Source organism: Microbacterium sp. bgisy189, assembly GCF_057707225.1.
The window spans coordinates 87,578-112,496 of sequence record NZ_JBYIPT010000003.1; the positions used below are offsets into that span (position 1 = coordinate 87,578).

At 69.0% G+C, this 24,919-nt stretch carries 31 protein-coding genes; 16 read left to right on the forward strand and 15 right to left on the reverse strand.

What is annotated here, in order from left to right:
* Positions 1-17: 17 nt before the first annotated feature.
* From AC3ENX_RS05715 to AC3ENX_RS05760, 10 genes are all read left to right on the forward strand, one after another.
* Entirely contained in the window at positions 18-716 is a 699-nt protein-coding gene (locus AC3ENX_RS05715; protein ID WP_434811139.1) for a WXG100-like domain-containing protein, read from the forward strand.
* Between the two features lies 1 nt (position 717).
* Complete coding sequence (locus tag AC3ENX_RS05720) at positions 718-1,461, forward strand: hypothetical protein (protein WP_434810895.1); 744 nt, start codon at positions 718-720, stop codon at positions 1,459-1,461.
* Complete coding sequence (locus tag AC3ENX_RS05725; RefSeq protein WP_434810896.1) at positions 1,448-2,044, forward strand: hypothetical protein; 597 nt, start codon at positions 1,448-1,450, stop codon at positions 2,042-2,044. The genes AC3ENX_RS05720 and AC3ENX_RS05725 overlap by 14 nt, the downstream gene beginning before the upstream one ends.
* A gap of 1 nt (position 2,045) precedes the next feature.
* Positions 2,046-2,726 (forward strand): hypothetical protein, encoded by a 681-nt coding sequence (locus tag AC3ENX_RS05730; protein WP_434810897.1) that lies wholly within the window; start codon positions 2,046-2,048, stop codon positions 2,724-2,726.
* 22 nt (positions 2,727-2,748) lie between these two features.
* Positions 2,749-3,834 carry a hypothetical protein gene (locus AC3ENX_RS05735; RefSeq protein WP_434810898.1) on the forward strand — a complete coding sequence of 362 codons (1,086 nt, stop codon included), beginning with the start codon at positions 2,749-2,751 and terminating at the stop codon, positions 3,832-3,834.
* 28 nt (positions 3,835-3,862) lie between these two features.
* Positions 3,863-4,720: a hypothetical protein gene (locus AC3ENX_RS05740; protein ID WP_434810899.1), complete on the forward strand. Its 858-nt coding sequence runs from the start codon at positions 3,863-3,865 to the stop codon at positions 4,718-4,720.
* A gap of 73 nt (positions 4,721-4,793) precedes the next feature.
* Positions 4,794-5,501, forward strand: coding sequence for a WXG100-like domain-containing protein (locus AC3ENX_RS05745; protein WP_434810900.1), 708 nt, complete (start codon positions 4,794-4,796; stop codon positions 5,499-5,501).
* Between the two features lie 4 nt (positions 5,502-5,505).
* On the forward strand, positions 5,506-6,144 hold the full coding sequence (locus AC3ENX_RS05750) for a hypothetical protein (RefSeq protein ID WP_434810901.1): 639 nt from the start codon (positions 5,506-5,508) through the stop codon (positions 6,142-6,144).
* A gap of 39 nt (positions 6,145-6,183) precedes the next feature.
* A complete protein-coding gene (locus AC3ENX_RS05755) occupies positions 6,184-6,861 on the forward strand; it encodes a ThuA domain-containing protein (protein WP_434810902.1) in 678 nt (225 codons plus the stop codon).
* A gap of 17 nt (positions 6,862-6,878) precedes the next feature.
* Positions 6,879-7,769: an aldo/keto reductase gene (locus AC3ENX_RS05760; protein WP_434810903.1), complete on the forward strand. Its 891-nt coding sequence runs from the start codon at positions 6,879-6,881 to the stop codon at positions 7,767-7,769.
* Positions 7,770-7,923: 154 nt separating this feature from the next.
* Here the strand turns inward: AC3ENX_RS05760 and AC3ENX_RS05765 are convergent, their stop codons facing one another.
* The 4 genes from AC3ENX_RS05765 to AC3ENX_RS05780 all read right to left on the reverse strand — a co-directional run bounded on the left by AC3ENX_RS05765 (position 7,924) and on the right by AC3ENX_RS05780 (position 13,293).
* The gene (locus AC3ENX_RS05765) at positions 7,924-9,663 is read right to left on the reverse strand and encodes a hypothetical protein (protein ID WP_434810904.1); all 1,740 of its coding nucleotides are present in this window, start codon (positions 9,661-9,663) and stop codon (positions 7,924-7,926) included.
* A gap of 203 nt (positions 9,664-9,866) precedes the next feature.
* A complete protein-coding gene (locus tag AC3ENX_RS05770; protein WP_434810905.1) occupies positions 9,867-12,113 on the reverse strand; it encodes a heavy metal translocating P-type ATPase in 2,247 nt (748 codons plus the stop codon).
* Between the two features lie 106 nt (positions 12,114-12,219).
* Complete coding sequence (locus AC3ENX_RS05775; protein ID WP_434810906.1) at positions 12,220-12,807, reverse strand: DUF305 domain-containing protein; 588 nt, start codon at positions 12,805-12,807, stop codon at positions 12,220-12,222.
* 105 nt (positions 12,808-12,912) lie between these two features.
* Positions 12,913-13,293 (reverse strand): DUF6153 family protein, encoded by a 381-nt coding sequence (locus AC3ENX_RS05780; RefSeq protein WP_434810907.1) that lies wholly within the window; start codon positions 13,291-13,293, stop codon positions 12,913-12,915.
* Between the two features lie 105 nt (positions 13,294-13,398).
* Between AC3ENX_RS05780 and AC3ENX_RS05785 the strand changes: the two genes are divergently transcribed.
* Positions 13,399-13,644: a fibronectin type III-like domain-contianing protein gene (locus AC3ENX_RS05785; protein WP_434810908.1), complete on the forward strand. Its 246-nt coding sequence runs from the start codon at positions 13,399-13,401 to the stop codon at positions 13,642-13,644.
* A 209-nt stretch (positions 13,645-13,853) separates the two neighbouring features.
* Here the strand turns inward: AC3ENX_RS05785 and AC3ENX_RS05790 are convergent, their stop codons facing one another.
* The 6 genes from AC3ENX_RS05790 to AC3ENX_RS05815 form a co-directional block, all read right to left on the reverse strand.
* The gene (locus AC3ENX_RS05790) at positions 13,854-15,224 is read right to left on the reverse strand and encodes an MFS transporter (protein ID WP_434810909.1); all 1,371 of its coding nucleotides are present in this window, start codon (positions 15,222-15,224) and stop codon (positions 13,854-13,856) included.
* 39 nt (positions 15,225-15,263) lie between these two features.
* Positions 15,264-15,908, reverse strand: a complete 645-nt coding sequence (locus AC3ENX_RS05795) for an arsenate reductase ArsC (protein ID WP_434810910.1) — start codon at positions 15,906-15,908, stop codon at positions 15,264-15,266.
* On the reverse strand, positions 15,905-16,321 hold the full coding sequence (locus tag AC3ENX_RS05800; RefSeq protein ID WP_434810911.1) for an arsenate reductase ArsC: 417 nt from the start codon (positions 16,319-16,321) through the stop codon (positions 15,905-15,907). Before AC3ENX_RS05800 ends, AC3ENX_RS05795 begins: the two co-directional genes overlap by 4 nt.
* 75 nt (positions 16,322-16,396) lie before the next feature.
* Positions 16,397-17,263 carry a metalloregulator ArsR/SmtB family transcription factor gene (locus tag AC3ENX_RS05805; RefSeq protein ID WP_434810912.1) on the reverse strand — a complete coding sequence of 289 codons (867 nt, stop codon included), beginning with the start codon at positions 17,261-17,263 and terminating at the stop codon, positions 16,397-16,399.
* A gap of 10 nt (positions 17,264-17,273) precedes the next feature.
* Positions 17,274-17,774: a GNAT family N-acetyltransferase gene (locus AC3ENX_RS05810; RefSeq protein WP_434811140.1), complete on the reverse strand. Its 501-nt coding sequence runs from the start codon at positions 17,772-17,774 to the stop codon at positions 17,274-17,276.
* Between the two features lie 17 nt (positions 17,775-17,791).
* A complete protein-coding gene (locus AC3ENX_RS05815; RefSeq protein ID WP_434810913.1) occupies positions 17,792-19,096 on the reverse strand; it encodes an NAD(P)-binding domain-containing protein in 1,305 nt (434 codons plus the stop codon).
* A gap of 86 nt (positions 19,097-19,182) precedes the next feature.
* Between AC3ENX_RS05815 and AC3ENX_RS05820 the strand changes: the two genes are divergently transcribed.
* Positions 19,183-19,530 carry an ArsR/SmtB family transcription factor gene (locus tag AC3ENX_RS05820; protein ID WP_434810914.1) on the forward strand — a complete coding sequence of 116 codons (348 nt, stop codon included), beginning with the start codon at positions 19,183-19,185 and terminating at the stop codon, positions 19,528-19,530.
* Positions 19,527-20,249, forward strand: coding sequence for an aquaporin (locus AC3ENX_RS05825; RefSeq protein WP_434810915.1), 723 nt, complete (start codon positions 19,527-19,529; stop codon positions 20,247-20,249). The genes AC3ENX_RS05820 and AC3ENX_RS05825 overlap by 4 nt, the downstream gene beginning before the upstream one ends.
* A 79-nt stretch (positions 20,250-20,328) precedes the next feature.
* On the opposite strand, the gene AC3ENX_RS05830 is transcribed toward AC3ENX_RS05825, so the two are convergent.
* Both AC3ENX_RS05830 and AC3ENX_RS05835 read right to left on the reverse strand, forming a co-directional pair.
* Positions 20,329-20,928, reverse strand: coding sequence for a hypothetical protein (locus tag AC3ENX_RS05830; RefSeq protein ID WP_488184905.1), 600 nt, complete (start codon positions 20,926-20,928; stop codon positions 20,329-20,331).
* 190 nt (positions 20,929-21,118) lie between these two features.
* Positions 21,119-21,658, reverse strand: coding sequence for a YaeQ family protein (locus AC3ENX_RS05835; RefSeq protein WP_434810917.1), 540 nt, complete (start codon positions 21,656-21,658; stop codon positions 21,119-21,121).
* A gap of 237 nt (positions 21,659-21,895) precedes the next feature.
* Between AC3ENX_RS05835 and AC3ENX_RS05840 the strand changes: the two genes are divergently transcribed.
* On the forward strand, positions 21,896-22,069 hold the full coding sequence (locus AC3ENX_RS05840) for a CsbD family protein (protein WP_434810918.1): 174 nt from the start codon (positions 21,896-21,898) through the stop codon (positions 22,067-22,069).
* Between the two features lie 96 nt (positions 22,070-22,165).
* On the opposite strand, the gene AC3ENX_RS05845 is transcribed toward AC3ENX_RS05840, so the two are convergent.
* From AC3ENX_RS05845 to AC3ENX_RS05855, 3 genes are all read right to left on the reverse strand, one after another.
* Entirely contained in the window at positions 22,166-22,477 is a 312-nt protein-coding gene (locus tag AC3ENX_RS05845) for a hypothetical protein (protein WP_434810919.1), read from the reverse strand.
* An 86-nt stretch (positions 22,478-22,563) separates the two neighbouring features.
* Positions 22,564-22,815 (reverse strand): hypothetical protein, encoded by a 252-nt coding sequence (locus tag AC3ENX_RS05850; RefSeq protein ID WP_434810920.1) that lies wholly within the window; start codon positions 22,813-22,815, stop codon positions 22,564-22,566.
* Positions 22,812-23,138 (reverse strand): DUF7882 family protein, encoded by a 327-nt coding sequence (locus tag AC3ENX_RS05855; RefSeq protein ID WP_434810921.1) that lies wholly within the window; start codon positions 23,136-23,138, stop codon positions 22,812-22,814. Before AC3ENX_RS05855 ends, AC3ENX_RS05850 begins: the two co-directional genes overlap by 4 nt.
* A gap of 78 nt (positions 23,139-23,216) precedes the next feature.
* On the opposite strand from AC3ENX_RS05855, the gene AC3ENX_RS05860 reads away from it, so the two are divergent.
* Complete coding sequence (locus AC3ENX_RS05860; protein WP_434810922.1) at positions 23,217-24,035, forward strand: shikimate 5-dehydrogenase; 819 nt, start codon at positions 23,217-23,219, stop codon at positions 24,033-24,035.
* Positions 24,036-24,281: 246 nt separating this feature from the next.
* A complete protein-coding gene (locus AC3ENX_RS05865) occupies positions 24,282-24,881 on the forward strand; it encodes a TetR/AcrR family transcriptional regulator (protein ID WP_434810923.1) in 600 nt (199 codons plus the stop codon).
* The last annotated feature ends 38 nt before the right edge of the window (positions 24,882-24,919 follow it).

Consider the following 24,919-nt stretch of genomic DNA (forward strand, 5'->3'; position numbering starts at 1 on the left):
GAGGTTTGCGCGTGGGAATGATGTTGCCGAACGAGCTCATCTGGGTGATGGAGAAGCTCGGTTTCGACTGGCCGGATGTCGATGAGGACGAGCTGCGCCGTGGCGCCGGCATGGTCCGGGTGTTCCGTGACGACCTCGAGTCGAAGATCCAGGCGATGGACAACAAGGTCAACGGCGACCTGGCCGCCGCCATGCGGGGCCAGGCAGGGCCCGCGTACGTGGGTGCGTGGAACCAGAACCGCTCGCAGAACCTGCAGAAGCTGCTCGATCTGCTCGGCCCCGCACCGACCGGCATGGAGATCGCCGCGGACGTGGTGTTCGGGCTCAAGATCAAGGTCATCGCCGACGTCACCACGACGATGATCACACTGGTGGGCATGCTCACCAACCCGATCACCGCGGCGGGTGCCGGCCCGATGCTGATCATCAAGAAGAAGCTCCTCAGCGCTGCCGTCGACATCGTCATCGAGCAGCTGTTGAACCAGATCCTTCCGATGGTCATCGAGCCGCTCGCCGAAGAGCTGCCGACCGTCATTATGGCCGCGCTCGACTCGCCGATCGTCGAGGCCGTCGCGGGTGACCCCGACGAGTTCTATGCAGACCTGCAGGCGCTCGAGGCTGCGGAGGGCGAGATGGAGCAGCACGCCGCCGACGTCGAGACGCTGACGGAGCGCCTCATGGCGGACCTGTCGAGCCTCAACATCTCGGGAGACTGACGTGGGGAAGGACATCGGCGAGGCGATCATCCGCCCCCTCAAGAATTCGCTCGACGACATGCCGGTGCACGTGCGCCAGCTCGCCGAGATGTTCCGCAAGCACGGCAAGAAGCAGAAGGACAACGACAGCGAGATCACCGATCTCGACAACACCGAGGTGCCCCAGCCGCTGCGCGACGGGTGGCGACGCGACGGCGACACCCCGAACAGCGTCGTGGGCGATCGTCACGGTACCCGGCCCGATCCGTCGGAGTATCTCGACCAGTCCTACATCGATCAGCACCTGGCGCGGTTCGAGAACGGTGCGAGCCGCATCTACGTGTCGGGATCTCTGCACCAGTGGGGACCGGGACAAGCCGACCACACGACGTTCGTCTTCCCGACCGACGAACTGCAGACCATCCTCGACGAGACCGGCGGCGACGCCCAGCAGCTCGCGCTGCGACTCGGCATGGATGCCGACTTCTACCTCGATTCCGACGGCAACCCGCTGCCCGTCGAGATCCGCAACTTCACACCCGACGAGCTGTCCGGGCTGCGCATGCCTTCCGGCAACGAGGGCGGGGCGAATCCGAAGTGGATTCCCGGCGGCTATCTGCCCACAGGCATCCCCGAGGCCGTCATCGACGTGCCCGAGTCGGCCACAGGGTACGGCAATCTCGACAACGGCGGCACCGATTACAACCACGGACTGTGGCCGGGCACCGGCCAGGGCCTGACGCTGACGAACAATGGCAACAGCTGACGTGTCGCCGTACGACCCGCAGTCGGTCGGCACGGGCGCCGTCGTCACGTACCGCGGCGACCATCTCGTGACGAGCGGCGCGAGCATCGTCGAGGCGATCGACGCCGGCAGCACCGACGGCGCGTGGCTGCTGCCCGAGGTCGTCACGCTGCACCGCGGGCAGGCGACGATCGTGCCGCTGTCGTGGGAGCCGGTGGATGCCGGCAGCGATGCGAAGCAGGTCGACTCCCTGCGCCGACGTGCCACCGAGCTGTGGACCGAGGTCTCGGGTGCCTGCCAGTACCGACATGGCGCGCCGATCTCGATCGGCCTCGATGCGGACACGACCGACCCGTATGCGATCGCGCTGCGACGTTCCGGTGCGCGACGCGCGGACCGCTGGACGTTCGGCGATGCGGCTGTCGTACTCGTCGTCTACGGTGAAGGGATCCCTGCACCGAAGTCCGCGACGGCTGTGCAGGTGGTTCCGCTGGCCTGGGTCACGGACACGCGCAAGCGACCCGCGGTCGACGTGGATCTCGCGTGGACATGGGCCGACGTGGTCGAAGCAGCAGACCAGACACGACCGAACCCGGAGAACTGACGTGGGCAAAGACATCGGCGAGGCGATCATCCGCCCGCTCAAGAATTCGCTCGACGACATGCCCGTGCACGTGCGCCAGCTCGCCGACATGTTCCGCAAGCACGGCAAGAAGCAGAAGCGCAACGACAGCGAAGTCACCGATCTCGACAACACCGGTGTGCCGCAGGAACTGCGCGACGGCTGGAAGAAGGACAGCTGGCACACCCCCGACCGCGTCGTCGCGGGCGGCAAGCAGAACCGCCCCTACCCGGCCGAATACCTCGACAACGACTACATCCAGCAGCACATCGCCCGGTTCGACGATGGCGCGACCCGGTTCTATCGTGCCGACAGCCTCGACAAGTACGGTCCCGGCAACAACGGCACGACCTTCGTGTTCCCGACGTCTGAGATCGACGACATCATCAAGAAGGCCGACGGCGACCCGAAGAAGCTCGGCACGATGCTCGGGCTCGGCGAGAACTTCTTTGTGGATGCCGATGGCAACGCGGTCGACATCATCCGCGCCGACTTCGACCCTGAGCAGCTCATGAACGGCAACATCCGCATGCCGCGCGGCACCGAGGGCGGCGCGAACGCGCAGTGGATCCCCGGCGGCTACCTGCCGGAGGGCATCCCCGAGGCGGTCTTCAACGTCTCGGACGGCTCGGGCGGCACCTTCACGCACTTCTATGTCAAGTAGTCAGTCACCCGGCGCGGCGGGCGTGCGGTACCCCAACAAGTTCGACATCGCGCGGCTCGTGGCGGTGGGCACACCCCCGCACCTCGAGGTCACCGAAGCGCAGCAGCGCTATGCGGCCGGCAACAGCCTGCACGTCGTGCCCGAGGGCGAGCCGCCGGCGTGGTTCCTGCTCGTCGCGCCGGATCACCACCGCTTCTCGGTCACCTTCTATGCGCCGACCGGCACGCCGCTGCGCGATGCAACGTGGGAGCGCGACGGTGACGGGCTGCTGTGCCGTCGCCTGATCGATCTCTTCTACCCGGACGGCGACCCCGGCCGGCGAGTGCCGTTCAGTCAGGTGTTCTCGGTGACGCATGAGATCGGGGCCGACGGCATCGTCCGTTCCGTCCTCTCGTCGCCGATCGAGCATGACACGGTCGTCGAGGGCGCGGTCGATCTCGCCCACGTTCGCACGGCGCTCCCGCCGTTCGGGGAGTGGGACGGCGTCGTGGCCCCCTCGGCGCCAGGCGAGTCGGAGCGCTTCGGCCTCGATGCGATCGACGCCGCCCTCGCGGCCGTCGAAGCGTATGCGAGTGGCGAGGTGCCGACCGACGGCGGGTGGCGGATCGCGGGCGGATCGCGCGACATCATGGATGCCGTCGATCTGCTGGTCGCCGCCGGATCACCGGTCACCGCGGTGCCCGTCATCGAACGCGGCGCCGCACAGATCATCCCGCTCGCAGTGCAGGCACCGCCCTCGAGCGGACGGGACCCGCGCGAGGAACGGCGGCGCATCACGGCGCTGCACGACGACGTCCGCGATGCCTGCGAGCACCGTGAGGGGCAGGCGATCGGTCTCGACCTCGCGGCGACGGGCACGGACGCGGCCGCCGTGTACGCGCACGCATTGCGCGGTGCGGGCGCCACCGCCGCCGAGTACTGGGCGTTCGGTGGACGTCATGCGCTCGTGCTGGTGACGACCGGAGACGCCGCCGACGGCGACCTCTCACTGTCACTGCAGGTCGTGCCGCCCGCGTGGGCGGGCATCGGCGGCGCGGCCGCCCCCGCCGCCGATGATCTGCGGTGGTCGATCTCTGACATCGGCACCGATCCCGCCGGATACGCTTGAACCGATCGCCACAGGAAGGCACCAGACGATGACCGCTGTTTTCGGAGACGTCGAGATCGACATCACCCCGCGCATCTACGGCGCGAGCGAGCTCGGCGTGCTGTCGCTCACCGCACCGGGAGACGCACACCCGCGGGTGGTCTACGTCGGCGGCGAACTGTTCGTCGGTCTCGACCGTTCGACCGGCGGCGCGATCACGCAGGGCGACGCGGCGCAGGCAGCCGCTCCGTTCGACGACACCGTCGCAGCAGCGCTTCCCCAGCAGACGACCTTCGAGACGCGTGACGGTCTCGCGACCGTCACCGACGAGACGCAGGCAGCGGCGGTGCTGCTGACGCCCGCGAACGTGCAGTGGCCGGCACTGGAGGGCGACCCCGTCGTGTTCGCCCTCTCGCGTGAGCAGGTCGTCGTCGTCGGATCCGACGACGAAGCGGGCGTAGCCACGGTGCTCGACCTCATCGATCAGCTCTTCGAAGCCGGTGGGCCCCTCGTCAGCGCCCACCCGATCGTGCTGACCGACGGCGCGTGGGCCCCGTTCGCGTGGCACGAGCGCTTTCCCGCGCTCGACCTGCGCATCCAGCGCGCGCTTCGCCTGTTCAGCGTTCGCGCCTACGAGGCGCAGTCTGTCGCCCTCGCCCGACCCGACGTGCACATCGCCGACCCGAAGATCCACGTGCGCGAAGACGGCGTCACGCTCACCTTCGCGGCGTGGCCGAAGGGCACCGCAACGCTGCTGCCGGTGGTCGACAACGTCATGATCGCCGATCCGTCGGGCACGCTGAGCGTCGCGACGATGGATCAGTTCCTCGACGCCGGTGACGATGCGATCGTTCGCACCGGGCTCTCCCCCGCACGGTACTTCGTGCCCGGAGACCAGCCCCGCTGACCACGGGTGGGGTGTTCTCCCCATCGCCGTGGCGGCATGCCCGCCGATAGCGTCGTCGGCGGAGGTGGTCGACATGGGCATGATGCTGCCGAACGATCTCGTGTGGGTGATGGACAAGCTCGGCTTGGAGTGGCCCGACATCGATGAAGATGAGGTGCGCAAGGGCGCCGACTACGTCCGCACCTATCGCGACGACCTCGAGACACTCGTGCAGACCGCCGACCGCAAGATCAACGGCGACATCGCGAACGCCATGCGCGGCCAATTGGGCCCGGCTCACGTCGAGGCATGGAACCGCAACCGGTCCGAGAACGTGCAGCAGCTCATCGACCTGCTGGGCCCGGCATCCCAGGGCATGGACATCGCCGCCGACATCGTGCTGGCGCTCAAGATCAAGGTGATCGCCGAGGTCACGCTGACCCTCATCCAACTCGTCCCGCTGCTGGCCGCCGGTCCCTTCGGCGCGGGCGGTGCGGCGCTGCTCATCCTCGCGCGCAAGAAGATGTTCTCGTTCATGATGGAGGCGACCCTCGAGAAGGTCATCAACGAGGTGCTGCCGCTGGCGGTCGAGCCGCTCGCCGAGAAGGTGCCGGGTCTCGTGCAGGCGATGCTCGACGCGCCGGTGGTCGAAGACAACATCGGCGATGCCGACGAGTTCTACGCCGACCTCATGGCGCTCGATCAGGCCGCCGAAGACATGGACGCCCACGCCGACGACGTCGAAGAGCTGACCGAACGCCTCATCGCCGACTTGGCCAACCTGCAGATCTCCGGGGAGTGACTCCATGACGATGAAGAAGGTCATCCGCGACATCATCGACACGATGGACAGCGCGGGGCACGAATTCAAGAAGGGGTTCTCGGGCGCCTTCCGCGCACGCGGCGGCAAGCACCGCGCCGACGCGGATGCCATCCGAGAGCTCGACCGCAAGAACGCCAAGGATGCGAAGCCCAAGCACCGGGCCGACAAGCCGACGTCGCACGCGAAGAAATACGACATCCTCACCGACGTCACGAAGGGGCGCGAACAGATCGGGCGCACCGGCAAGCACGCCGATCCCGACTACGACGCCGCCCGCGACCTCGGCGCATCCATCGCGAAAGAGATCCGCGCCGTTCCCGGCGACATCCTCGATGAGATCAAGGGCGCACCGAAGAAGGTGCCCCAGCAGTTCATCGAAGAGCTCTACGAAGACGCGATCGGTCAGGGAAAGCCCGACGCCTACGGCGAGAAGGCACCAGGACAGGACATGAAGTTCCTCGCACCGGCGTCTGAGATCGCGAACCTCGCGGCGCTCAGCACGGCGCAGCTCGAGAGCCGCCTCGGCCTCGAGGCCGGTGCGCTGAAGGGTGCCGACGTCGAGATCAATCTCGTCGACGGCACACGGTTCGCGAGCATCGAGATCGACTTCCCCCACAATTGAGCCGACCCCGGTAAGCGCTCTCCCCGGTAGGCTGGGGGCATGTCGACGACGCCGCAGCCCACCGCCGTCATCGCGAGTGGTGCAGGCCGCTACGCGGACCCGTGGCATCCGTTCCCCGACACGAGTCCCCTGATCGCGGACGTGCTCGAAGACGCCGGCTTCACGGTGCGCATCGACGACGACATCGACGGCGCGATGACCCGACTCGACGGCGTCGACCTGATCGTCGTCAACGCCGGCGACCCGTGGCGCGACGCCGAGCCGGTGCAGGTGGCGCAGGGCTCGCTCGACGGGTTCGCCGCCGCGATCGACCGCGGCATCGGCATCCTCGCGTTCCACTGCGCGACGGCAACCCTGCGCGACTACCCCGACTGGGCCGCGGCGGTCGGCGCCATGTGGGTGCCGTCGCTGTCGATGCATCCGGATGCCGGGGTGACGACGATCCGCGGCGGCGCACTGCCGGACGGCACGCCCATCGACGACTTCGAACTCTTCGACGAGCGCTACTGCCGTTTGCAGCAGATCGGGAGGCGGCACATCGTGGCCCGGCACGACGGGGCCGACGACGCGCCCGCAGCCGAGCCCACCGCGTGGGTGCGCGAGTACGGGGCCGCGCGGGTCGCGGTCGACGTCCTCGGCCACGACGTACGCTCATACGAGTCCCCCGGCCACCGCGCGCTCATCGCCGCACTGGCCGGCTGGGTGACGACCCGCTGACACACCGGAGGAATCGCATGCAGACCAGAACAATCGGCCCCTTCAGCGTCTCGGCGATCGGACTGGGCGCGATGCCCGTTTCGATGAATGGCGACGGCGTGCTGCCCGACCGCGACGACGCGATTGCGACGGTGCACGCCGCCCTCGACGCCGGCTTGACCTTCATCGATACCGCCGACATCTACGCGCCCTCGTGGGACACGATGGGCCACAACGAGCAGATCGTCCGCGACGCACTCGCATCGTGGCACGGCGACACCTCGAAGGTCCTCGTGGCGACCAAGGGCGGCATCACACGCGACGAGCACAAGGACTTCGGCCGCGACGGTTCGCTCGACTATCTGCGCCGTGCCGTCGAGGCATCGAAGCGCAATCTCGGCGTCGACGTCATCGACCTCTACCAGTACCACCGCCCCGACCGCTGGATGGTCTACGGACACATCATCGAGAACCTGCGGACGCTCCGAGACGAAGGCCACGTGCGCGAGATCGGCATCTCCAACGCGAGCGTCGAGGAGATCGCGATCGCCCAGGAGGTGCTCGGCGAGGGCGGCCTGGTGAGCGTGCAGAACGAGTTCTCGCCCCGCCACCCCGGCAGCTACGGCGAACTGCGCTACTGCCACGACCACGGCATCGCTTTCCTGCCGTGGAGCCCGCTCGGCGGCACCGGTGGCGGCGGGCGGTCGGTCGGCGAACGCTTCGGCGTATTCCGCGAGATCGGCGACGCGCACGGTGTCAGCCCGCAGCAGGTCGTGCTGGCCTGGGAGCTGTCGCTGAGCCCCCACGTCGTGCCGATCCCGGGCGCGCGACGCGCGGCATCCATCAGCGACTCGGCACGAGCCGCCGATCTCAGCCTCACCGACGACGAGCTCGCACGCTGCACGGCCACCGTCGGCATCGAGGTCTGACCCGGGTTCCGGTTCAACATTCAGGCTTCTCGAGAGTGTCGATCGCGCGCAGCAGGGCGAGCACTTCCCGCACGGCACCCGCGACCGTCGCCGGCTCCTCACCGGATGACACCAGCCACAGCGATCCGACGAACCGGCACGGGTCTCCCACGTTTCAGCGCGACGGCCGCTTCGACTCCTGCTTCGCCGCCACCGTCTTCGCCGTCGCCGTCGCCGTGAGCCACCACCACACGCCGACCGCCACCGCGGCGTACACCGCGAACAGTGAGATCCACAGCCAGAACGGCGTGCTCGTCTCTTCCCAGCTCGCCGGGAACGGCAGCAGCACGATCATGAACGCGATCGTTGCAGCCGTCCACGTCGCCAGCCACCACCAGCGGCTGCGCGCGAACAGCACACCTCCCGGCATCCCGGCGAACGGCAGCAGCATGACCGGCAGCGCAGAGAACCCCACCACCGCCGTGGCGGCGAGGGCTTCGACGGCGAAGGTGTCGAGCACGCCGCCGGTCTCGCCGAGCGGTTCGGCGAGCGCCGAGTAGCCGGCGAACGCGACGATCGCGAGCGTCGCGACGTACCCGACCTCGACGAGGGCGAGGCGCAGCGTGTCCCGTTGCGAAACGGTCGCCGGCAGCACCGCGCCGAGCAGCACGCCGAACACGACGCCCGGCACGAACCCAGTCACCCTGGAGAGCACGACCGTCACGACCAGCAGGACCAGCGCACCGCCGAGCAGTCGCACGCGAGGCCGCTCGGCGACGCCCCACCGCACGGCGACAGCGCCGACCACAAGCGCCGCGACGACGCCTTCGACGATGAACGAGACCAGGCTCGACGCGACCATCCGCACCGATCCGGCGTTGAAGCCGAACGACGGATCCACGAAGCCCGCGATCACGGCCGCCGCCACGAGACCGAAGGCAACCGGCATCCAGATCGGCAGCGACTGGCCACCCCGATGCAGGCCGCGTCCGATACGTCCGATCAGTCGGGATGCCGGTGCCCACAGCCGTGAGACCCGGTCGTAGTGCTCCTGCACAGCCGACTCGAGCAGCTTGCCCGGAAAGGCGAGGATTGCCGCGAACACCAGCACGAGCGCGACCGTGCACGCCAGCACCACCGGACGCAGATCGAGCTGCGCGCCGGTCCTGAGCCCGTCATAGGTCGACGGCGCCCCGGGACCCTCTGCGAGCCGCCCGCCCGCGATCGGTTCGGCGACGACCGGCTCCTCCTCGGCGAGTTCGATGGCGACCGGTTCGGTGACGGGCTCCTCGGTCGGCAGCGGTGTCGGCGTCGACGGTTCGGGAATGTCGAGCAGCGGGAGGATTCTCGCGCGGATCTGCGCGAGCAGCTCGGGCGCGAACCCCCGTCCGGCCATGACGACACCCTCGCCGATCAGCACCTCCTGCGCCGGATACGACACTTCGGGTTGGGTCAGGTCGAGCGGTTCGTAGCGCGAGAACACGGCGCCGTCGGGTGTCTGCGACGGTGCGTAGCCGGCATCCGTCAGGCGGGTGACGAGGTCCGTCTCGTCGTCGAGCAGGGCGTAGCCGATGGCTGCGGCCTCGGAGCCGTCCATCTGGAACCACCAGCACGTCAGTCCGCCGCCTTCGCCGAGGTGTCCCCAGGCCGTCCAGTCCTCGGCGTCGGGGTGGTTTTCCACACCGCCGGTGTCGGCGCCGGACGTGTCGAAGAAGGTGTACTGCGCCTCGGCGAGCTCGGCGCGCAGCTGCTGGTCGACCAGGTCGTCGCACGTGACCGGCTGCGTGGTCGCAGCGGAGGCTGTCCACGCGGGCGCCACGACCACGGCGAGCGCGAACACGACCACGACCAGCGCGCGGAGTGCGCGCGCCGTGGTCGATGTCGCTCTGCGTGCGTGCGTCCCCATGTCGCTCACGTCGGGTCGTCCGGTCGTCGGGTCGTCCGGTGGTGCGTGCCGCCAGGGTAAGGCCGCCCGCGCCGGGGCACAAGACCCCGAGGCGCGCGATGGCGTGCAACATTCAGGCTCTGCGCGACGTGCCGCACCCCGGCCCGCGGAATTCCGCGGGTGCGGCGCGGGGCGGGCGTCGCGGAGACTGAATGTTGAACGGGGCGGGGCGGTCAGCCCCGCAGGATGCGGCCGACCACGGCGGCGGGGGCGAGGTCGAGGCGGCGCAGCAACTGGGCGTTGACAGCGACGACGACGGTCGACAGCGACATCAGCATGGCGCCGATCGACATCGGCATGACGAACCCGATGGGGGCGAGGATGCCGGCGGCCAGCGGCACCGAGATGAGGTTGTACCCCGCCGCCCACCACAGGTTCTGCTGCATCTTGCGGTAGCTCGCCTTCGAAAGTTCGATGATCGACAGGACCGCGCGCGGGTCGTCCCCGGCGAGGATGACACCGGCCGAGCCGATCGCGACATCGGTGCCGGCGCCGATCGCGATGCCGACGTCGGCCTGCGCGAGCGCGGGTGCGTCGTTGACGCCGTCACCCACCATCGCGACCTTGCGGCCTTCGCGCTGCAGCTCGGCGACCTTCGCGGCCTTGTCCTCCGGGCGCACCCCGGCGAAGACCCGGTCGATGCCGAGTTCGGTGCCGACCGCGCGCGCGACGGCCTCGGCATCACCGGTGATCATCACGACCTGCACCCCGACGCGGTGCAGCGCCTCGATCGCCTCACGCGACTCGGGCCGGATCTCGTCGGCGAGGGCCAGGGCACCGATCACGACCCCGTCGCGGGCGACGTGCAGGATGATCGCCCCGTCCGCACGCCACGTGTCGGCGATCGCGCGCTCGGACGCCCCGATCTCTTCGATCATCTTCGGGCCGCCGACCCGGATCTCGGCGCCGTCGACGGTCGCGGTCACGCCGACCGCGGGCGACGACGTGAACCCTGTCGCCCGCGGCAGATCGAGGCCGCGCTCGGTCGCGGCGCGCACGATGGCGCGGGCCAGCGGGTGCTCGCTGTCGGCCTCTGCGGATGCGGCGAGCGCCAGCATCCGGTCTTCATCGCCATCGGCGTCGACCCCGGTGACCGTCGGCTCACCCTTGGTGAGGGTGCCGGTCTTGTCGAACAGCACGGTGTCGACGGTGCGCATGCTCTCGAGGGCCAGGCGGTCCTTCACGAGCACGCCGCCGCGCGCCGCGCGCTCGGTCGCGATGGAGACGACGAGCGGGATCGCGAGGCCCAGCGCGTGGGGGCAGGCGATCACGAGCACCGTGACGGTGCGGACGACGGCGGCATCCGGATCGCCCAGCACCGACCACAGGACCGCGGTGATCACGGCGGCGCCGAGTGCGAACCAGAACAGCCACCCGGCGGCGCGGTCGGCGAGGCGTTGGGCGCGCGACGACGACGCCTGCGCGTCGGCGACGAGGCGCGAGATCCCTGCGAGCGCCGTGTCATCGCCGATCGCGGTGACCTCGACGCGGATGCCGGAGTCGGTCGCCACGGTGCCGGCCGTCACCGTGTCCCCCACGGTGCGGGCGACCGGGCGGGATTCGCCGGTGACCATCGACTCGTCCATATCGGCGGCACCGTCGACGACACGACCGTCGGCGGGCACACTGCCGCCGGGGCGGACGACGACGACGTCCCCGACCCGCAGGTCGGTGGGCGAGACCGTGACGATGGTGTCGCCCTCGACCCGCTCGGCCTCATCGGGCAGGAGGGCCGCGAGCGAGTCGAGCGCCGAGGTGGTCTGCGCGAGCGAGCGCATCTCGATCCAGTGGCCGAGCAGCATGATGACGATCAGCAGCGCCAGCTCCCACCAGAACTCGAGTTCGTGGTGCAGGATGCCGAGGCTCGCTCCCCACGACGCGAAGAACGCGACGGTGATCGCGAGGGCGATCAGCAGCATCATGCCGGGCTTGCGGGAGCGCAGTTCGGACACGGCGCCGGTGAGGAACGGGCGCCCGCCCCACACGTACATGACGGTGCCGATGACGGGAGACACGAACGTCGCCCACGCCGGAATCTGGTAGCCCAGCAGCATGCCGAACATGCCCGAGAACGCGACGACCGGGACGGCGAGGAGGAGGTTGATCCAGAAGAGGCGCCGGAACTGGCCGACGTGGTCGCCGTGTCCTGCGTGGCCCCCGTGCCCGCCGTGGCCGCCGTGGCCGCCCGCCATGTCGTGACCTCCGTGGCTCTCGTGACCTCCGTGGCTCTCGTGCCCAGCGTGGTCGTGCCCGGCGTGCGCCGCGTGGCTACTGGCGTGGTCGTGAGCGGCGTGACCGGCGTGACCGGCGTGACCGGAGTGACCGGCGTGGTCGTGCGCAGAGTGATCCTGCGACGCGTGCGCGTTCGGGGATGCGGGCTCGGCCGGCGTGTGGGTGCCGTGGTGGTCGTGAGCGCTCATGGTGCAATCCTTCCGATGTCGTCTCTCCGCAACAACCAGAATACCCCCCGGGGGTATTCCCGGCCAAGGGTGGGAGCACCCGTGCACCCCCACCCCCAGCGCCGGATCACAGGTCTTCGAGCAACTCCCGCATCTCGGCGATCTCCGCGGTCTGCGCGTCTATCACCGCCTGGGCGAGCGCGATGGCGCCGGCATCCTGTCCTTCGGCGACCTGCACTTCGGCCATCTCGACGGCACCTTCGTGGTGCACGATCATCTGCTCCAGGAACAGTCGCGACGCCTCGTCGGCTGGGGCATCCGCGAGCGCGGTCATGTCGGCATCCGACATCATTCCGTCGCCGTGCCCCATACCCGACATGTCGCCGGCCTCGTCGACGCCCCACGCGTCGAGCCACCCGCGGAGCATGTCGATCTCGGGGCCTTGGGCCGCCTTGATACGCTCCGCCAAGTCGGCCACGCGCGGGTCGATGCCGTCCTTGTCGAGCACGACGTCGCTCATCTCGATGGCCTGCTCGTGGTGCGGGATCATCATCGTGGTGAACATGATGTCGGCCATGCCGGGGCTCTGCGCTTCGCCGGTCGCCGACGGGTCGGCCGGCGTGGTCGACGCATCCGAGCAGCCCGCCAGGGTCATGGCGAGCACGAGGGGAATGGTCGCCGCCAGTGCGGCACGGATCTGGGTCTTCATCTTCATGGGTTCTGCTTTCGTGGTGTCGTCGTGGCGCGCCGACGTTTCGCGGGCGCGCGAAGGAACGCGCCCGGAACGGGACGCGTCGAAAGGCCGCTGCGCGGCACGGCCTCACGTACGACTGATGCAGAGCAGCGCGAGATCCGGCGCAGGGGCACCGATCACGCCCGCCGGTCGCGTGGATGCCGCGGGTCTGCGCACCGGCATCCGCACCCGCAGTCGTGCGACGCGACGTGCACCCAACGCGACGAGCGCCAGGAGCGCCAACAGGCACAGCACGGCCGCCGCGTCGGCGCCCATGGGCGCCCCCACCGCATCCTCGATGGCGGGGTCAGCGGCGTGATGGGCTGGCGCGGCCACGGTGGTCGCTCCGTGGGCATCGTGCCCACCAGGCGGCGAAAGCACGTGCATGCCCAGCAGGCCCGCGATGACGGCAACGGCCAGCAGCAGCGCGACGGCCCACCCGGCCCGCGTGCGCTGCGTCGTCTCCATGCCGCCATGGTACCCCCTGGGGGTATGCCCGACGAGGCGCGACGGGCCCCAATCCCCTCGTTTACAGGGCGCGTTTTGTCGGCTCAGCACGCCCGAGGCGACAAGATGCGTCCTGTAAACCGCGCCGAAGCGACCACACGCGCCCAGCGAACGCGCGGCGTCAGACCGCGACGTCGGGACGAGGTCGCGCCCGGCACCGCCGAGACGGTGACGTTCGAGGTGCCGGTCGCCGCGTGCACGATCGTGGATACCGCCGGTGACCGCATCGTCGAACCCGGCGCGTTCGAGATGCTCGTCGGCCCGTCCTCGCGCGAAGAGGCACTGCTCGTCGCGGGCTTCGAGGTGCGCTGACCCCGGCATCGGTCTCTGCAGGACGCGTGTGGTCGCGTCGCGCGTGTCGAGGCGGCCACACGCGTCCTGCATCTGCGCGCGCCGTTCGCCTGGCGCGTGTTGTCGTTTCGGCGCGCGCACGCGCCCTGCATTCAGTTCGCCTGGCGCGTCTGGTCGCTTCGGCGCCCGCATGGCGCACAACGCGACAGGCGAACGAGGGCGAAGCCGCGTCAAGCGCCAGGTGAAGTGACGGGCATCCGGATGCCGAACCACGACGTCACGCCACCGGCGACGAGCAGGAGCACACACGCGATGACGGCCCGGTGCAGGCCTTCGAGATCGAGCGCGCCGCCGACGATGAACGCCAGCGCCGCGACGGCCAGCAGGCCGGCGATGCGCGAGATCGCGTTGTTCACGGCCGAGGCGGTGCCGGCCCGCTCCGGCCCGATCGCACCGAGGATCGTGGAGGTGAGGGGCGAGACGGTCGCGGCGAGTCCGACGCCGAACACGAGCATGCCGGGCAGCACCTGCCACCAATACGAGAACGGTTCGCCGACGGTCAGCAGCAACAGCAGTCCCCCGGCCATGATGAGCGGCCCGGCCGTCATGAACACCCGCGGCCCGTAACGGCCAGCCAGCGCGCCGGCGCGTGAGCTCAGCATCGCGACGAGGACCGTCGCGGGCAGGCTCGCGAGCCCGGCGAGGGTCGCCGAGAACCCCTGGGTCTGCTGCAGATAGACCGTGAGCACGAGCATCACAAGTGACAGTGCGGCGTAGATGAACAGTGTGGCCAGGTTGCCCGCCGAGAAGTTGCGCACCCGGAACAGCGACAGCGGCAGCATCGGCGCCCGCACGCGGCGCTGTCGAGCGAGGAAGACGGCGAGCAATGCGATACCGCCGAGGAGCGACCCCCACACCGCCGGGTGCGCCCACCCAAGGTTCGGCTGTTCGATGAGCGCGAAGACCGTCGCGCCGAGCCCGAGCGTGCACACCACGGCGCCGAGCACGTCGACCGCGGCATCCGGTGTGCGCACGTCGCGCAGTCCGGTGCGCGGGATGAGCGCGAGCGTCCCGGCGATCGGGACCACGTTGATGAGGAAGGCCCACCGCCACGATGCGAGGTCGATGAGTGCGCCACCCAGCAGGGGGCCGACGAGCATCGCGGCGGTGGTCATGGCCGTCCAGATGCCGATCGCGCGCGACTGCGCCGCATCGCGGAAGGTGGAGGTGATGAGGGCGAGCGAACTCGGCACCAAGAAGGCGGCGGCCGCGCCCTGCACGGCGCGCGCGACGATGAGGAACACCGGGTCGGGAGCGAGCGCGATCGCGACCGAGGCGACCCCGAATCCGACCAGCCCGATGCGCATCACCAGCAGTCGGCCGAACGCGTCGCTGGCCGAACCCGCGACGAGGATGAGGGCGCCGAGCGTGATCAGATAGGCATCCACGACCCATTGCTGCGTCGTGAGCCCGCCGCCGAGCTCGGTGCTGATCGCGGGGAGTGCGACGTTGACGATCGTGCCGTCGAGGAACGACACGAACGACGCCAGCACCGCGACCGTCAGCGTGAGGCGCTGGGCCGGGGTGAACGCGTCGGTCATGACGTCACGGTAGTCCCGACCGACGACCTTGGGGCGATGTCAGCCGATGAGTTCTGCCAGGAGCGTCTCGACGCGGGCGCGGATCTCGTCGCGGATCCGGCGCACCCCGCCCAAATCCAGCTCGGAGGGGTCGGGGATCTGCCAGTCGAGGTACCGCTTGCCCGGGTAGACCGGGCACGCGTCGCCGCACCCCATGGTGACGACGGCATCCGCCGCTCGCACGACGTCGTCCGTGAGCGGCTTGGGGTACTGCTCTGTCACGTCGATGCCGATCTCGGCGAGCGCGGTGACGACTGCAGGCAGGATGCCGGTGCCCGACGGCTGCGAACCCGCCGATCGCACATGGACTCGCCCGCGCGCGAGGTGCTCGGTGAGTGCCGCCGCCATCTGTGAGCGGCCGGCGTTGTGCACGCAGATGTACAGCACCTCGGGCACCGGCTTCGCGCTCAGCCCGCGCGACTGCGCAAGCGCGGTCAGCCGGTCCTTGGCGAACCGCTCGGTGAGACTCGGCAGGTGGGTGCGGACCGTCGCCGTGCGTCCGAGCGCCGTATACGACTCGAACACGACGCGTTCGACGGTCTCGGCCGAGATCGATCCGTCGAAGGCGTCGGCGAGACGCTCGGCCGCGCGATGCAGCAACTGCTCGGGCGCGAGGAGCGACCCTTGCCCATCACTCCCGCTCATGATGCCGCCCGCCCATTGACGAGTTCTGCCAGCAGGCCCTCGACGCGGGCGCGGATCTCGTCGCGGATCGGCCGCACCGCCTCGATGCCCTGTCCTGCGGGGTCGTCGAGCTGCCAGTCCTCGTAGCGTTTGCCGGGGAAGATCGGGCACGCGTCACCGCATCCCATGGTGATGACGACGTCGGACTCGCGCACCGTGTCGACCGTGAGCACCTTCGGCTGCTCACCGGCGATGTCGATGCCCTCCTCAGCCATCGCGGCGACCGCGACGGGGTTAATCTCATCCTTCGGTGCCGAGCCCGCCGACAGCACCTCGACGCGATCGCCGCCGAGTTCGCGCAGGAACCCTGCGGCCATCTGCGATCGGCCCGCGTTGTGCACGCAGACGAAGAGGACGGTGGGGGTGTGAGACATCGGGGCATCCCTTCTGGTGTTTCCAAAAGCATAGATGCAGATCTATCTATTTGTCGATGAACGAGCGGTGAACGCTCACCCGACCAGCTCGTCGACCAACGCCTGCACCCGACGATCGATGTCGTCGCGGATCGCGCGCACCTGTGGCAGCGGCAGCCCTGCGGGGTCGTCGACCTCCCAGTCGAGGTAGCGTCGCCCCGGATAGACCGGGCACGCATCGCCGCATCCCATCGTGACGATGACATCGGCGCCCCGCACGACGTCATCGGTGAGCGGCTTGGGAAACTCCCCCTCGGCCGCGATACCGATTTCGGTCAGCGCCTGCAAGACAACCGGACGCACTTCGGACGCTGGGTTCGACCCTGCCGTCGCCACAACCAACCGATCACCGGCGAGCCGCCGCAAGATCGCAGCCGCCAGCTGCGAACGCCCGGCGTTCTGCACGCACACGAACAGCACGGTCAGCACCTCGGGCTTCGCACTGTCGGCCGCGATATCGAGCCGCCCGACCGTGAACGCTGCAGCCCGCGCGAGCAACGTCGCGTCGTCCAGCCCGAGGCCACGCAGTTGTTCGATGCTGTCGGCGAACTGTTCGGCGACGGTCTCAGCACCGTACACACCGGCGTAGCGTCTCGCGAGGTCTGCAACGGCACGGTCACGGCTCGGCGCAAGCGGCTCATCACCGGGTTCGAGCAGGGCACTGACCCGCGCCGCATGCGCTGGTGCCAGTGCATACCAGGCACGCCGCCCGTCCGGCGTCCGCGTCACGATCCCGTCGTCGAGCAGAACGCGCATGTGATGACTGACGGTCGGCTGCCGAAGTCCGAGGCGCTCGGCGACATCACCGACGAGCACCCGGCCATCCGGAGCGTCGCGGATCATCCGCAGGATGCCGGCGCGCCTGGGATCGGCGAGCACCGAAAGATCCTGCGCTTGACGCATAGATCACAGTCTATTGACCATCAACCCCGTTGGTCCGGCTGCGTCGCTCGATGAGCAGCGTGTCGCGCCACCGCCCGGCGTGCACGCCGCGCTCCGACCTGCCGATACGCTCTCGCCGGCCCACGACACGAAAGCCCGCTCGCTCGTGCAACGCAGCACTTCCCGCGTTCTCGGGGAAGATCGACGACTGGATCGTCCACACCCCCGAAGCCTCAGCGGCATCGATGAATGCAGCGAGCAATATGCCACCGATCCCTCGGCCCCGCGCGCCGCGCGCGACGTAGACCGAATGCTCAATGATGCCGCGGTACGCCGCCCTCGATGAGACGGGGGATGCCGCAACCCAGCCGACGACCGCGCCGTCGGCATCGACCGCGACGAGCCTGAGGTCGGATCGGCGCGCCGCATCGAACGCCTCCCATTCGGGTGTCGACGACTCGAACGTCGCCTCTCCGTCCTCAATCCCCTGTGCGAAGATCTGCTCGACGGCCGGCCAATCCCCCGCATCCATCGACCTCGTCGTGACACTCACCCGCAACACCCCTCGCCCACCCCACCCGTCGAGCACACACCGGTCGCGGGCAGTTCGAGCTGCACGTGCGAGGCGGCCTCGAGGTCGCCTGCGATCGCCGCAACCACCGACCTCACCTGCTCGTAACCGGTCGCGAGGAGGAAGGTCGGAGCTCGCCCATACGACTTCATTCCCACGACGAAGAAGTGCTCCTCGGGATGTGCGAGCTCTCGGAAACCGTGCGGTTCGACGGTGCCGCAACTGTGCACATTGGGGTCGATCAGCGGCGCGAGTCGACGCGGCGCCTCGACGATCTCGTCGAAGTCGAGACGGAGCTCGCGCAGCATGCCCAGGTCGGGTCGGAAGCCGGTCGACGCGACAACCACATCGGTGGCGTGCACCGAGGACACCGGCCCGCTTCGTCCGATGAGCTCAATCCCGCCGTCGACACGTCGCACCGCATCCGTCTCGAACCGGTCGACCACGTCGATCCTGCCGGCGGCGATATGCGCATCGAGGCGTCGCCCGAGCGCGGCGCGGTCGGGAAGCTCATCGTCGCTCGAACTCGACACCCGCACGGCGTCGGCGGTGCGGATGACCCACGCGATCCGGGTCGCGGGCGCTTCGTCGGCGAGCGCGACGAGTGCCAACAGTGTGTTCGCGGCGGAGTGTCCAGCGCCGACCACGCTGACGCGCCGTCCTTCGAAGCGGTGCCGATCACTACCGAGCACATCGGGGAGCGGCCCGACGAGCGCATCGCCGATGTCATCGGCACCGCGCAACGGCAGTCCGTCGGATGCAAGCGGACTCGGCTGGTCGAACGTGCCCGACGCGTCGATGACGGCGCTCGCGAGCACCGTTTCTTCGCGATCTCCCCGCTGAACTCTGAGGACGAACGGTGCGGCAGCGCGGCCGCGGGTTCGCGTGCGATCCATCCCCTGTCGCGATACCCCCGTCACGCGAGCGCCGGTGTGGAGGTGAGTGGCAAGCTGTGGGAGCTCGGCGAGCGGGCGCAGGTACGCCTCGCGCAACTCGGTGCCGATGGGGGCGATATCTGCCGGAGGCATCGCCCACGACGTCGTCTCCAGCAGTTCGACCGCCACCGGATCCACAAGATAGCGCCACGGTGAGAACAGTCGTGTGTGCCCCCACCGGTCGACGGCATCAGCGATGTCGCCTGCCTCGAACAGTTCGAAGGGAATCTCGCGTGTCGCGAGGTGCGCGGCCGCGGCGAGCCCGACCGGTCCGGCGCCGATGATCACCACCGGGTGGGAGATGGTCGCCACGTGCGGTCGCGTGGGGGTGAGATCGAGAAGCGTCATGCCAACTTCCTCTATATCGAAGATCGTCAATGCAAGCGAGCTTCCACCTTGTATCGAAGTTTGTCAATATCGACTATCATCGATGCATGACCACGCTCGACGTCACCGACATCTCGACAGTCGCCTGTTGCACGCCGCTCGTGCGGGAGACGCTCACGGCAGCGGATGCCGAGCAGCTCGCCCACACCCTCAAGGCGCTCGCCGATCCGACGCGCCTTCGGCTGCTGTCGATCGTCGCCGCGACCCAGAACGGCGAAGCGTGCGTGTGCGATCTGACCGACCCGGTGGGCCTCAGCCAGCCGACCGTGTCGCACCACCTCAAGATCCTCACGGAGGCCGGGTTCCTCACCCGCAGCAAGCGCGGCACCTGGGCGTACTACGCGATCGTGCCCGGCGCGCTCGAGCGCCTGTCCGGCCTGTTCGTCACGACGTGACCGGTCTCGCCCGTGCGGCCGGCGCCGAGTTCACCGGCGCACTGCTGCTGTCGGCCATCGTCGTCGGATCCGGCATCGCAGCGGCATCCCTCTCCCCCGGCGACGTCGGGCTGCAGCTGCTGCAGAACTCGCTCGCGACGACCCTGGGACTCGCAGTCCTCATCGCGGTGTTCCAGCCGGTGAGCGGCGCACACTTCAATCCTGCGGTGACGCTCGTGGATGCGGCACTCGCGGTGCGGGGCGGGCCCCCGAAGCCCGCACGGGTGATGACGTTCATCGGCGCGCAGATCGCCGGGTGCATCGCCGGCGCGATGCTCGCGAACGCCATGTTCGGCCTGCCGGCCGTCGCCTGGAGCACGACCGAGCGCGCGTCCGGCACGACGCTGCTCGCCGAGGTCGTCGCTACCGCCGGCCTCGTGCTCGTGATCTTCGGCCTCGTGCGGGCCGGGCGCTCGACATGGGTCGCGCCGGCGGTCGGCGCCTACATCGGCGCCGCCTACTGGTTCACGTCGTCGACGAGCTTTGCGAACCCTGCGATCACGATCGGCCGCGCGTTCACCGACACGTTCGCCGGCATCGCCCCGGCATCCGTCCTGCCGTTCATCGCCGCACAGCTCGTGGGCGCCGCGGTGGGCGCTGCCGTTGCGGTCGCGCTGTTCGTGCGGCCCGAGGTGTCGCAGATTCGGACGAAGGTCGTGGATTCGGACCCGGGAGCCTGATCCGCCCCGAATCCGGCGACAATCTCCGAATCCGGTGACGGTGCGAACGGTCAGGCCGCGGGCGTCTCGGACCCTCCGGTCAGCTCCAGAACGCCCATTTGTCGGTCACGACGTACGTTCCTGAGGCGTTGCGTTCGAAGGTGATCTGCACCTCGCCGTAGCTGTTGTACGAGACCGGCCAGAGGAAGGACTTGATATGCAAGTCCTCCTGCGACTCGAGGTCGGCGTGATTGTCGAACCAGATCGTGCCCGCTGACCCGATCGTCGCTCGCACCTGAGCGAGGGAGTGGCCGAGTTTGATCTTGCTGTACTCGGTCTTCGTTGCCGGGTCCTGCGTGCGGTTGGGCTTGTAGGTCCAGATCGCGCTGTAGTCCACCATGCGGTAGACACCGCGGTCATCCACCCAGAAGGTGAGGTCTACGCTGTACGAACGTTTGCCGTACGCGATCCGGTACTCCTTCAGAATGTAGTCCTCGTTCTCGGCGTAGGTGCGGCCGGATGTGCCGAAAAGACTCGCGACCGCACTACGCGTCATGCCGAACTTCAGTTGTCCGAACTCGGTCTTCGTGACGTACGGGGGGTTCGTCGCGGCCGATGCGCCGAGCGCCGGGGTGATGGTCAGCGCGACTGCGACCATCGCGGCGCTGAACATGGTCGTGAGTTTTCGGGGGTTGGGCATGACGGTGCCTCTCTCGTTCGGTGGGCTGATCTGCCCGGCCCGCCACCCGGATGCCGGGTCGCGCGCCGCACGAGTCAGCGTCACCGATGAGAGATCAGACCCCACCCCGAACCCGGTCGACCGCTGGATGCGATCACAGCGTAATGCACGGGCGCTCCCGCGCACATCATCGAATCCCAGCGACTCGGCGTCAGGCCGCGGGCTGCTCGTGCACGGCAGATGACGTCGTCACGCCGTTGAGGACGAGGTAGAGCTGGCGTTCAGTGACCGAGACCGTCAGGGTGTTGCGGCGTTCGAGCGAGCCGACGGCGCTGTCGATGAAGCCGGGGTCGAAGCTGTACAGCAAAATGGCTTCGCCACGGTGGATGCGAGCACCCTCCCACCGCGCGGCGACCTTGGCGGGGTCGCGGTGCGTGTACACCACGGTGCGCTCGGCCTGGCGACTGCCGAGGTGCAGCTTCTCGGCATCCGGCGCGCCCACCTCGATCCAGGCGGTGAGGCGGCCGGTGAGGTCACGCACGAAGACGGCGGGCTCGTCGGTCGCCGAGATGCCTTCACTGAACGCGATGCCCTCGGTGTATTCGAGGCAGTACGCCAGCAGCCGCGTCAACATGAACTGGTCGGTCTCGGACGGATGCCGCGCGACCCGCAGCGTCAGGTCTTCATAAACGCCGCGATCCACGTTCGCCAACTGCACATCGAACGTGTGGATCGTCGCCCCGGCAGCCATACCTCCAGCCTACGGTCGCAGATTCGGAGAATGACCGCAGATTCGGATGCGAGGGCCCGCGGCATCCGATTCCGACGACAATCTCCGAATCTGCGACGCGCGGCCCGGGGACGTCGTCGCGGTACTCGCGTAACCGACGACCCGGCCCCGGTCAACCCCCTCGGCTCACCGGCCGGACGTGCCTAGCGTGGAAAGCCACCGCCACACCGGGCGGTCTCAGACGAAAGGACGGATGCCATGGGCCTCGACGACAAGATCAAGAACACGGCGGAGGACCTCGGCGGCAAGTCGAAGGAAGCCGCCGGCAAGGTCACCGGCAACGAGAACCTCGAAGCCGAAGGCAAGGCAGATCAGGCCAAAGCCGACCTGAAGCAGGCCGGCGAGAAGGTCAAGGACGCCTTCAACAACTGACCCGTCGTGACGGCGCTCCACCCTCGGGTGGGGCGCCGTTCTCGTGCGTCAGGCCGGGCGCCCGTCAGGCGCCGCGCGTTGCCGGCCGAGCGCCCGTCAGGCGCGGCGCGGCGCCTTCGACGCGATCGGGATGGGCCGGGTGGCGCCAGAGGTGCCGCGCGATGACAGATGCCATTCGGCTGCCGCGATCACCGACTCCCACACGTCGTAGCGGCCGCGGTGTTCCGCGCCGCACAACCACACGACGTCGAAGCCGCCGGCCGTGCGCTCGGCGTAGCCAATGACGTGTTCGGCGTCGCGCGGGCCGACCCGCCCGTCGCACAGTCGCCACGCGTCGTCCTGCCCGAGCGCCTCGATGACGAGACTGTTCCGCGCAGAAGTGGTCTGCGCACCGAGTACACCGTTCATGCACTCACCCCCGGATAAGAGTCTTACTCATCCCTGCGACATCCGGTAGGGGTTGACTTCCCCGTGAGCGTCTGGGCGGCCCGCCTTCAGGCGAGCCCAGGTGGCACGGAATCCTCGTCGTCGCCCTCTTCGGGCGCCGGGACGGGGATGACGGCGAACGGCACACCGGGGGTGATCAGCAGCAGCGCGTCGCGGCGCTCACCCTCGCCGTCGTTCACCTTCATCCACGTCGCCCCGCCCGAGGCGACGCCGTCTTCGACCTCCTTCAGCACATCGACCAGTTCCCGCCCGCCGATGCTGTACAGCCGCCCGCCGTACTCGATGTCGATCCGCTTCATCGTGCCGTCTCCTCCGTTGCCGAGTCCTCGGTCGCCTCGGGCAGAATCCACAGGCCGCGGGCAGAATTCGCCGCTTGGCTCATGGCATCCACCCAGGCGCGGTTCATCGATGGCGGCCGAGAACCGTAGAACTTGAACACGAGCGACGCGTGCGGGTGCACCCACACTGTCGTGCGCCCGTTGCCGATGCTGCGATCGTCTTTCCAACTGAACGGAAACGGCTCGCCGCGTCGCAGCTTGTCGAGCATGACCACCTGCAGATGCGCGAGCACGCGGTCGTCGAAGTCGACCTTGATCGACCCCTCGTAGATGAACTTGCCCATGCCGCGAACCTAGCGCCGCTCCGCAGCGCGAGCAGGGGGCTTGACAGCGCGCGGCGACCCGTGCGGGAGGATGTGGGTATGCCGATTCTCAACAAAGACATGACCCTCTGCATCTCGTTGGCGGCGAGGCCGTCGAACATCGGCACGCGGTTCCACAATTTCCTCTATGACGAGCTCGGCCTGAACTTCGTCTACAAAGCGTTCACGACCGATGACCTCGACGCGGCGATCGCCGGCGTGCGCGGCCTCGGCATCCGCGGCTGCTCGGTGTCGATGCCGTTCAAAGAGGCGGTGATCCCGCTGGTCGACATCGTCGAACCGTCGGCGGCCGCGATCGAGTCGGTGAACACGATCGTCAACGACAACGGCGTGCTGACCGCGTCGAACACCGACTACGAAGCGGTCGCAGAGCTGCTCGCCGAGCACCGGCTCGACCCCGCGGCATCCGTCCTCGTGCGCGGCTCGGGCGGCATGGCCAAGGCCGTCGTCGCGGCGTTCCGCGGCGCCGGGTTCGACGACGTCACGATCGTCGCCCGCAACGCGGATGCCGGCGATGCGATCGCGGCGACCTACGACTACCGATCGGTCACCGCCGATCCGGCGCCGGGGCACAGCGTGCTCGTCAATGTGACGCCGCTCGGCATGCGGGGCGCCGATGCCGAGACGCTGTCGTTCACTCCCGCCCACATCGAGGCCGCGACGACCGTGTTCGATGTCGTCGCGTTCCCCTCCGAGACGCCGCTCATCCGCGCCGCGCGCGCCGCCGACCGGGCGGTGATCACGGGCGCCGAGGTCATCGCGTTGCAGGCCGCTCGCCAGTTCGCGCGCTACACGGGCGTCACGCCGACCCCCGAGCAGGTGGCCCGGGCGTCCGAGTTCTCGCGCGCCGAGGCCTGACCACGCTCGGCCCGCGTCACCAGATTCGGAGATCGGCCGCAGATTCGGATGTGGATGCCGGTTTGATCCGAATCCGGTGACGTGCTCCGAATCTGCGACACGGCACTGGAGGCACAGGCCGCGGCGCCACCGCGCCCCAGCTCACCCCTCTACGCGCAGCACCGCCTCGGCGGGGAGTGGCCGCTGTCAAATGTTTCTCCGATTTCGCGGAGCGCTCCCGAACGACCGCCTGCCTATACTGCGCCTATGCCGACCGACTCCCCCACCGCACGCGGTTCGTACGCGAAGGGCATCGCGCGACGGCAAGAGATCCTCGACCGCGCGATCGAGGTGTTCGCCCGTCGCGGCTCGGAGCGCACGAGCCTGCGGGCGATCGCACGCGAGGTCGGCGTGACCCACGCCGCGCTCACGCATTACTTCGGGTCACTCGAAGAGCTGCTCGTGGCGGTCTATCGCGAATCGGAGCGACAGTTCGACGAGGTCGAGGCTGCGGAGCCGATCGAGACGCCCATCGAGGGGATGCGGGTGTCGGCGCAGCAGAACCGCGAGATCCCCGGCATGGTGCAGCTGTACACGTCACTCGTCGCCGGGGCGCTCGAGAACGACCGTCCCGCGGCGACCGAGTTCATCACGGCGCGCTTCGACCGCCTGCGCAGTTCGATCGCCGAGCAGGTGCGCGACAACCAGCGCGCGGGGCTCATCCGTGACGACGTCGATGCCGAGCAGGTCGCGGCGCTCGTGATCGCGGCATCCGACGGCCTGCAGACGCAGTGGCTGCTCGACGATGCGGTCGACCTTGAGGCCTCGCTCGGCGTGCTTGCCCACATCCTTCGCCCCGCCCGCTGACCTTCCCCGCCGCTTTCCGCGACGGAATCGGGAACTCA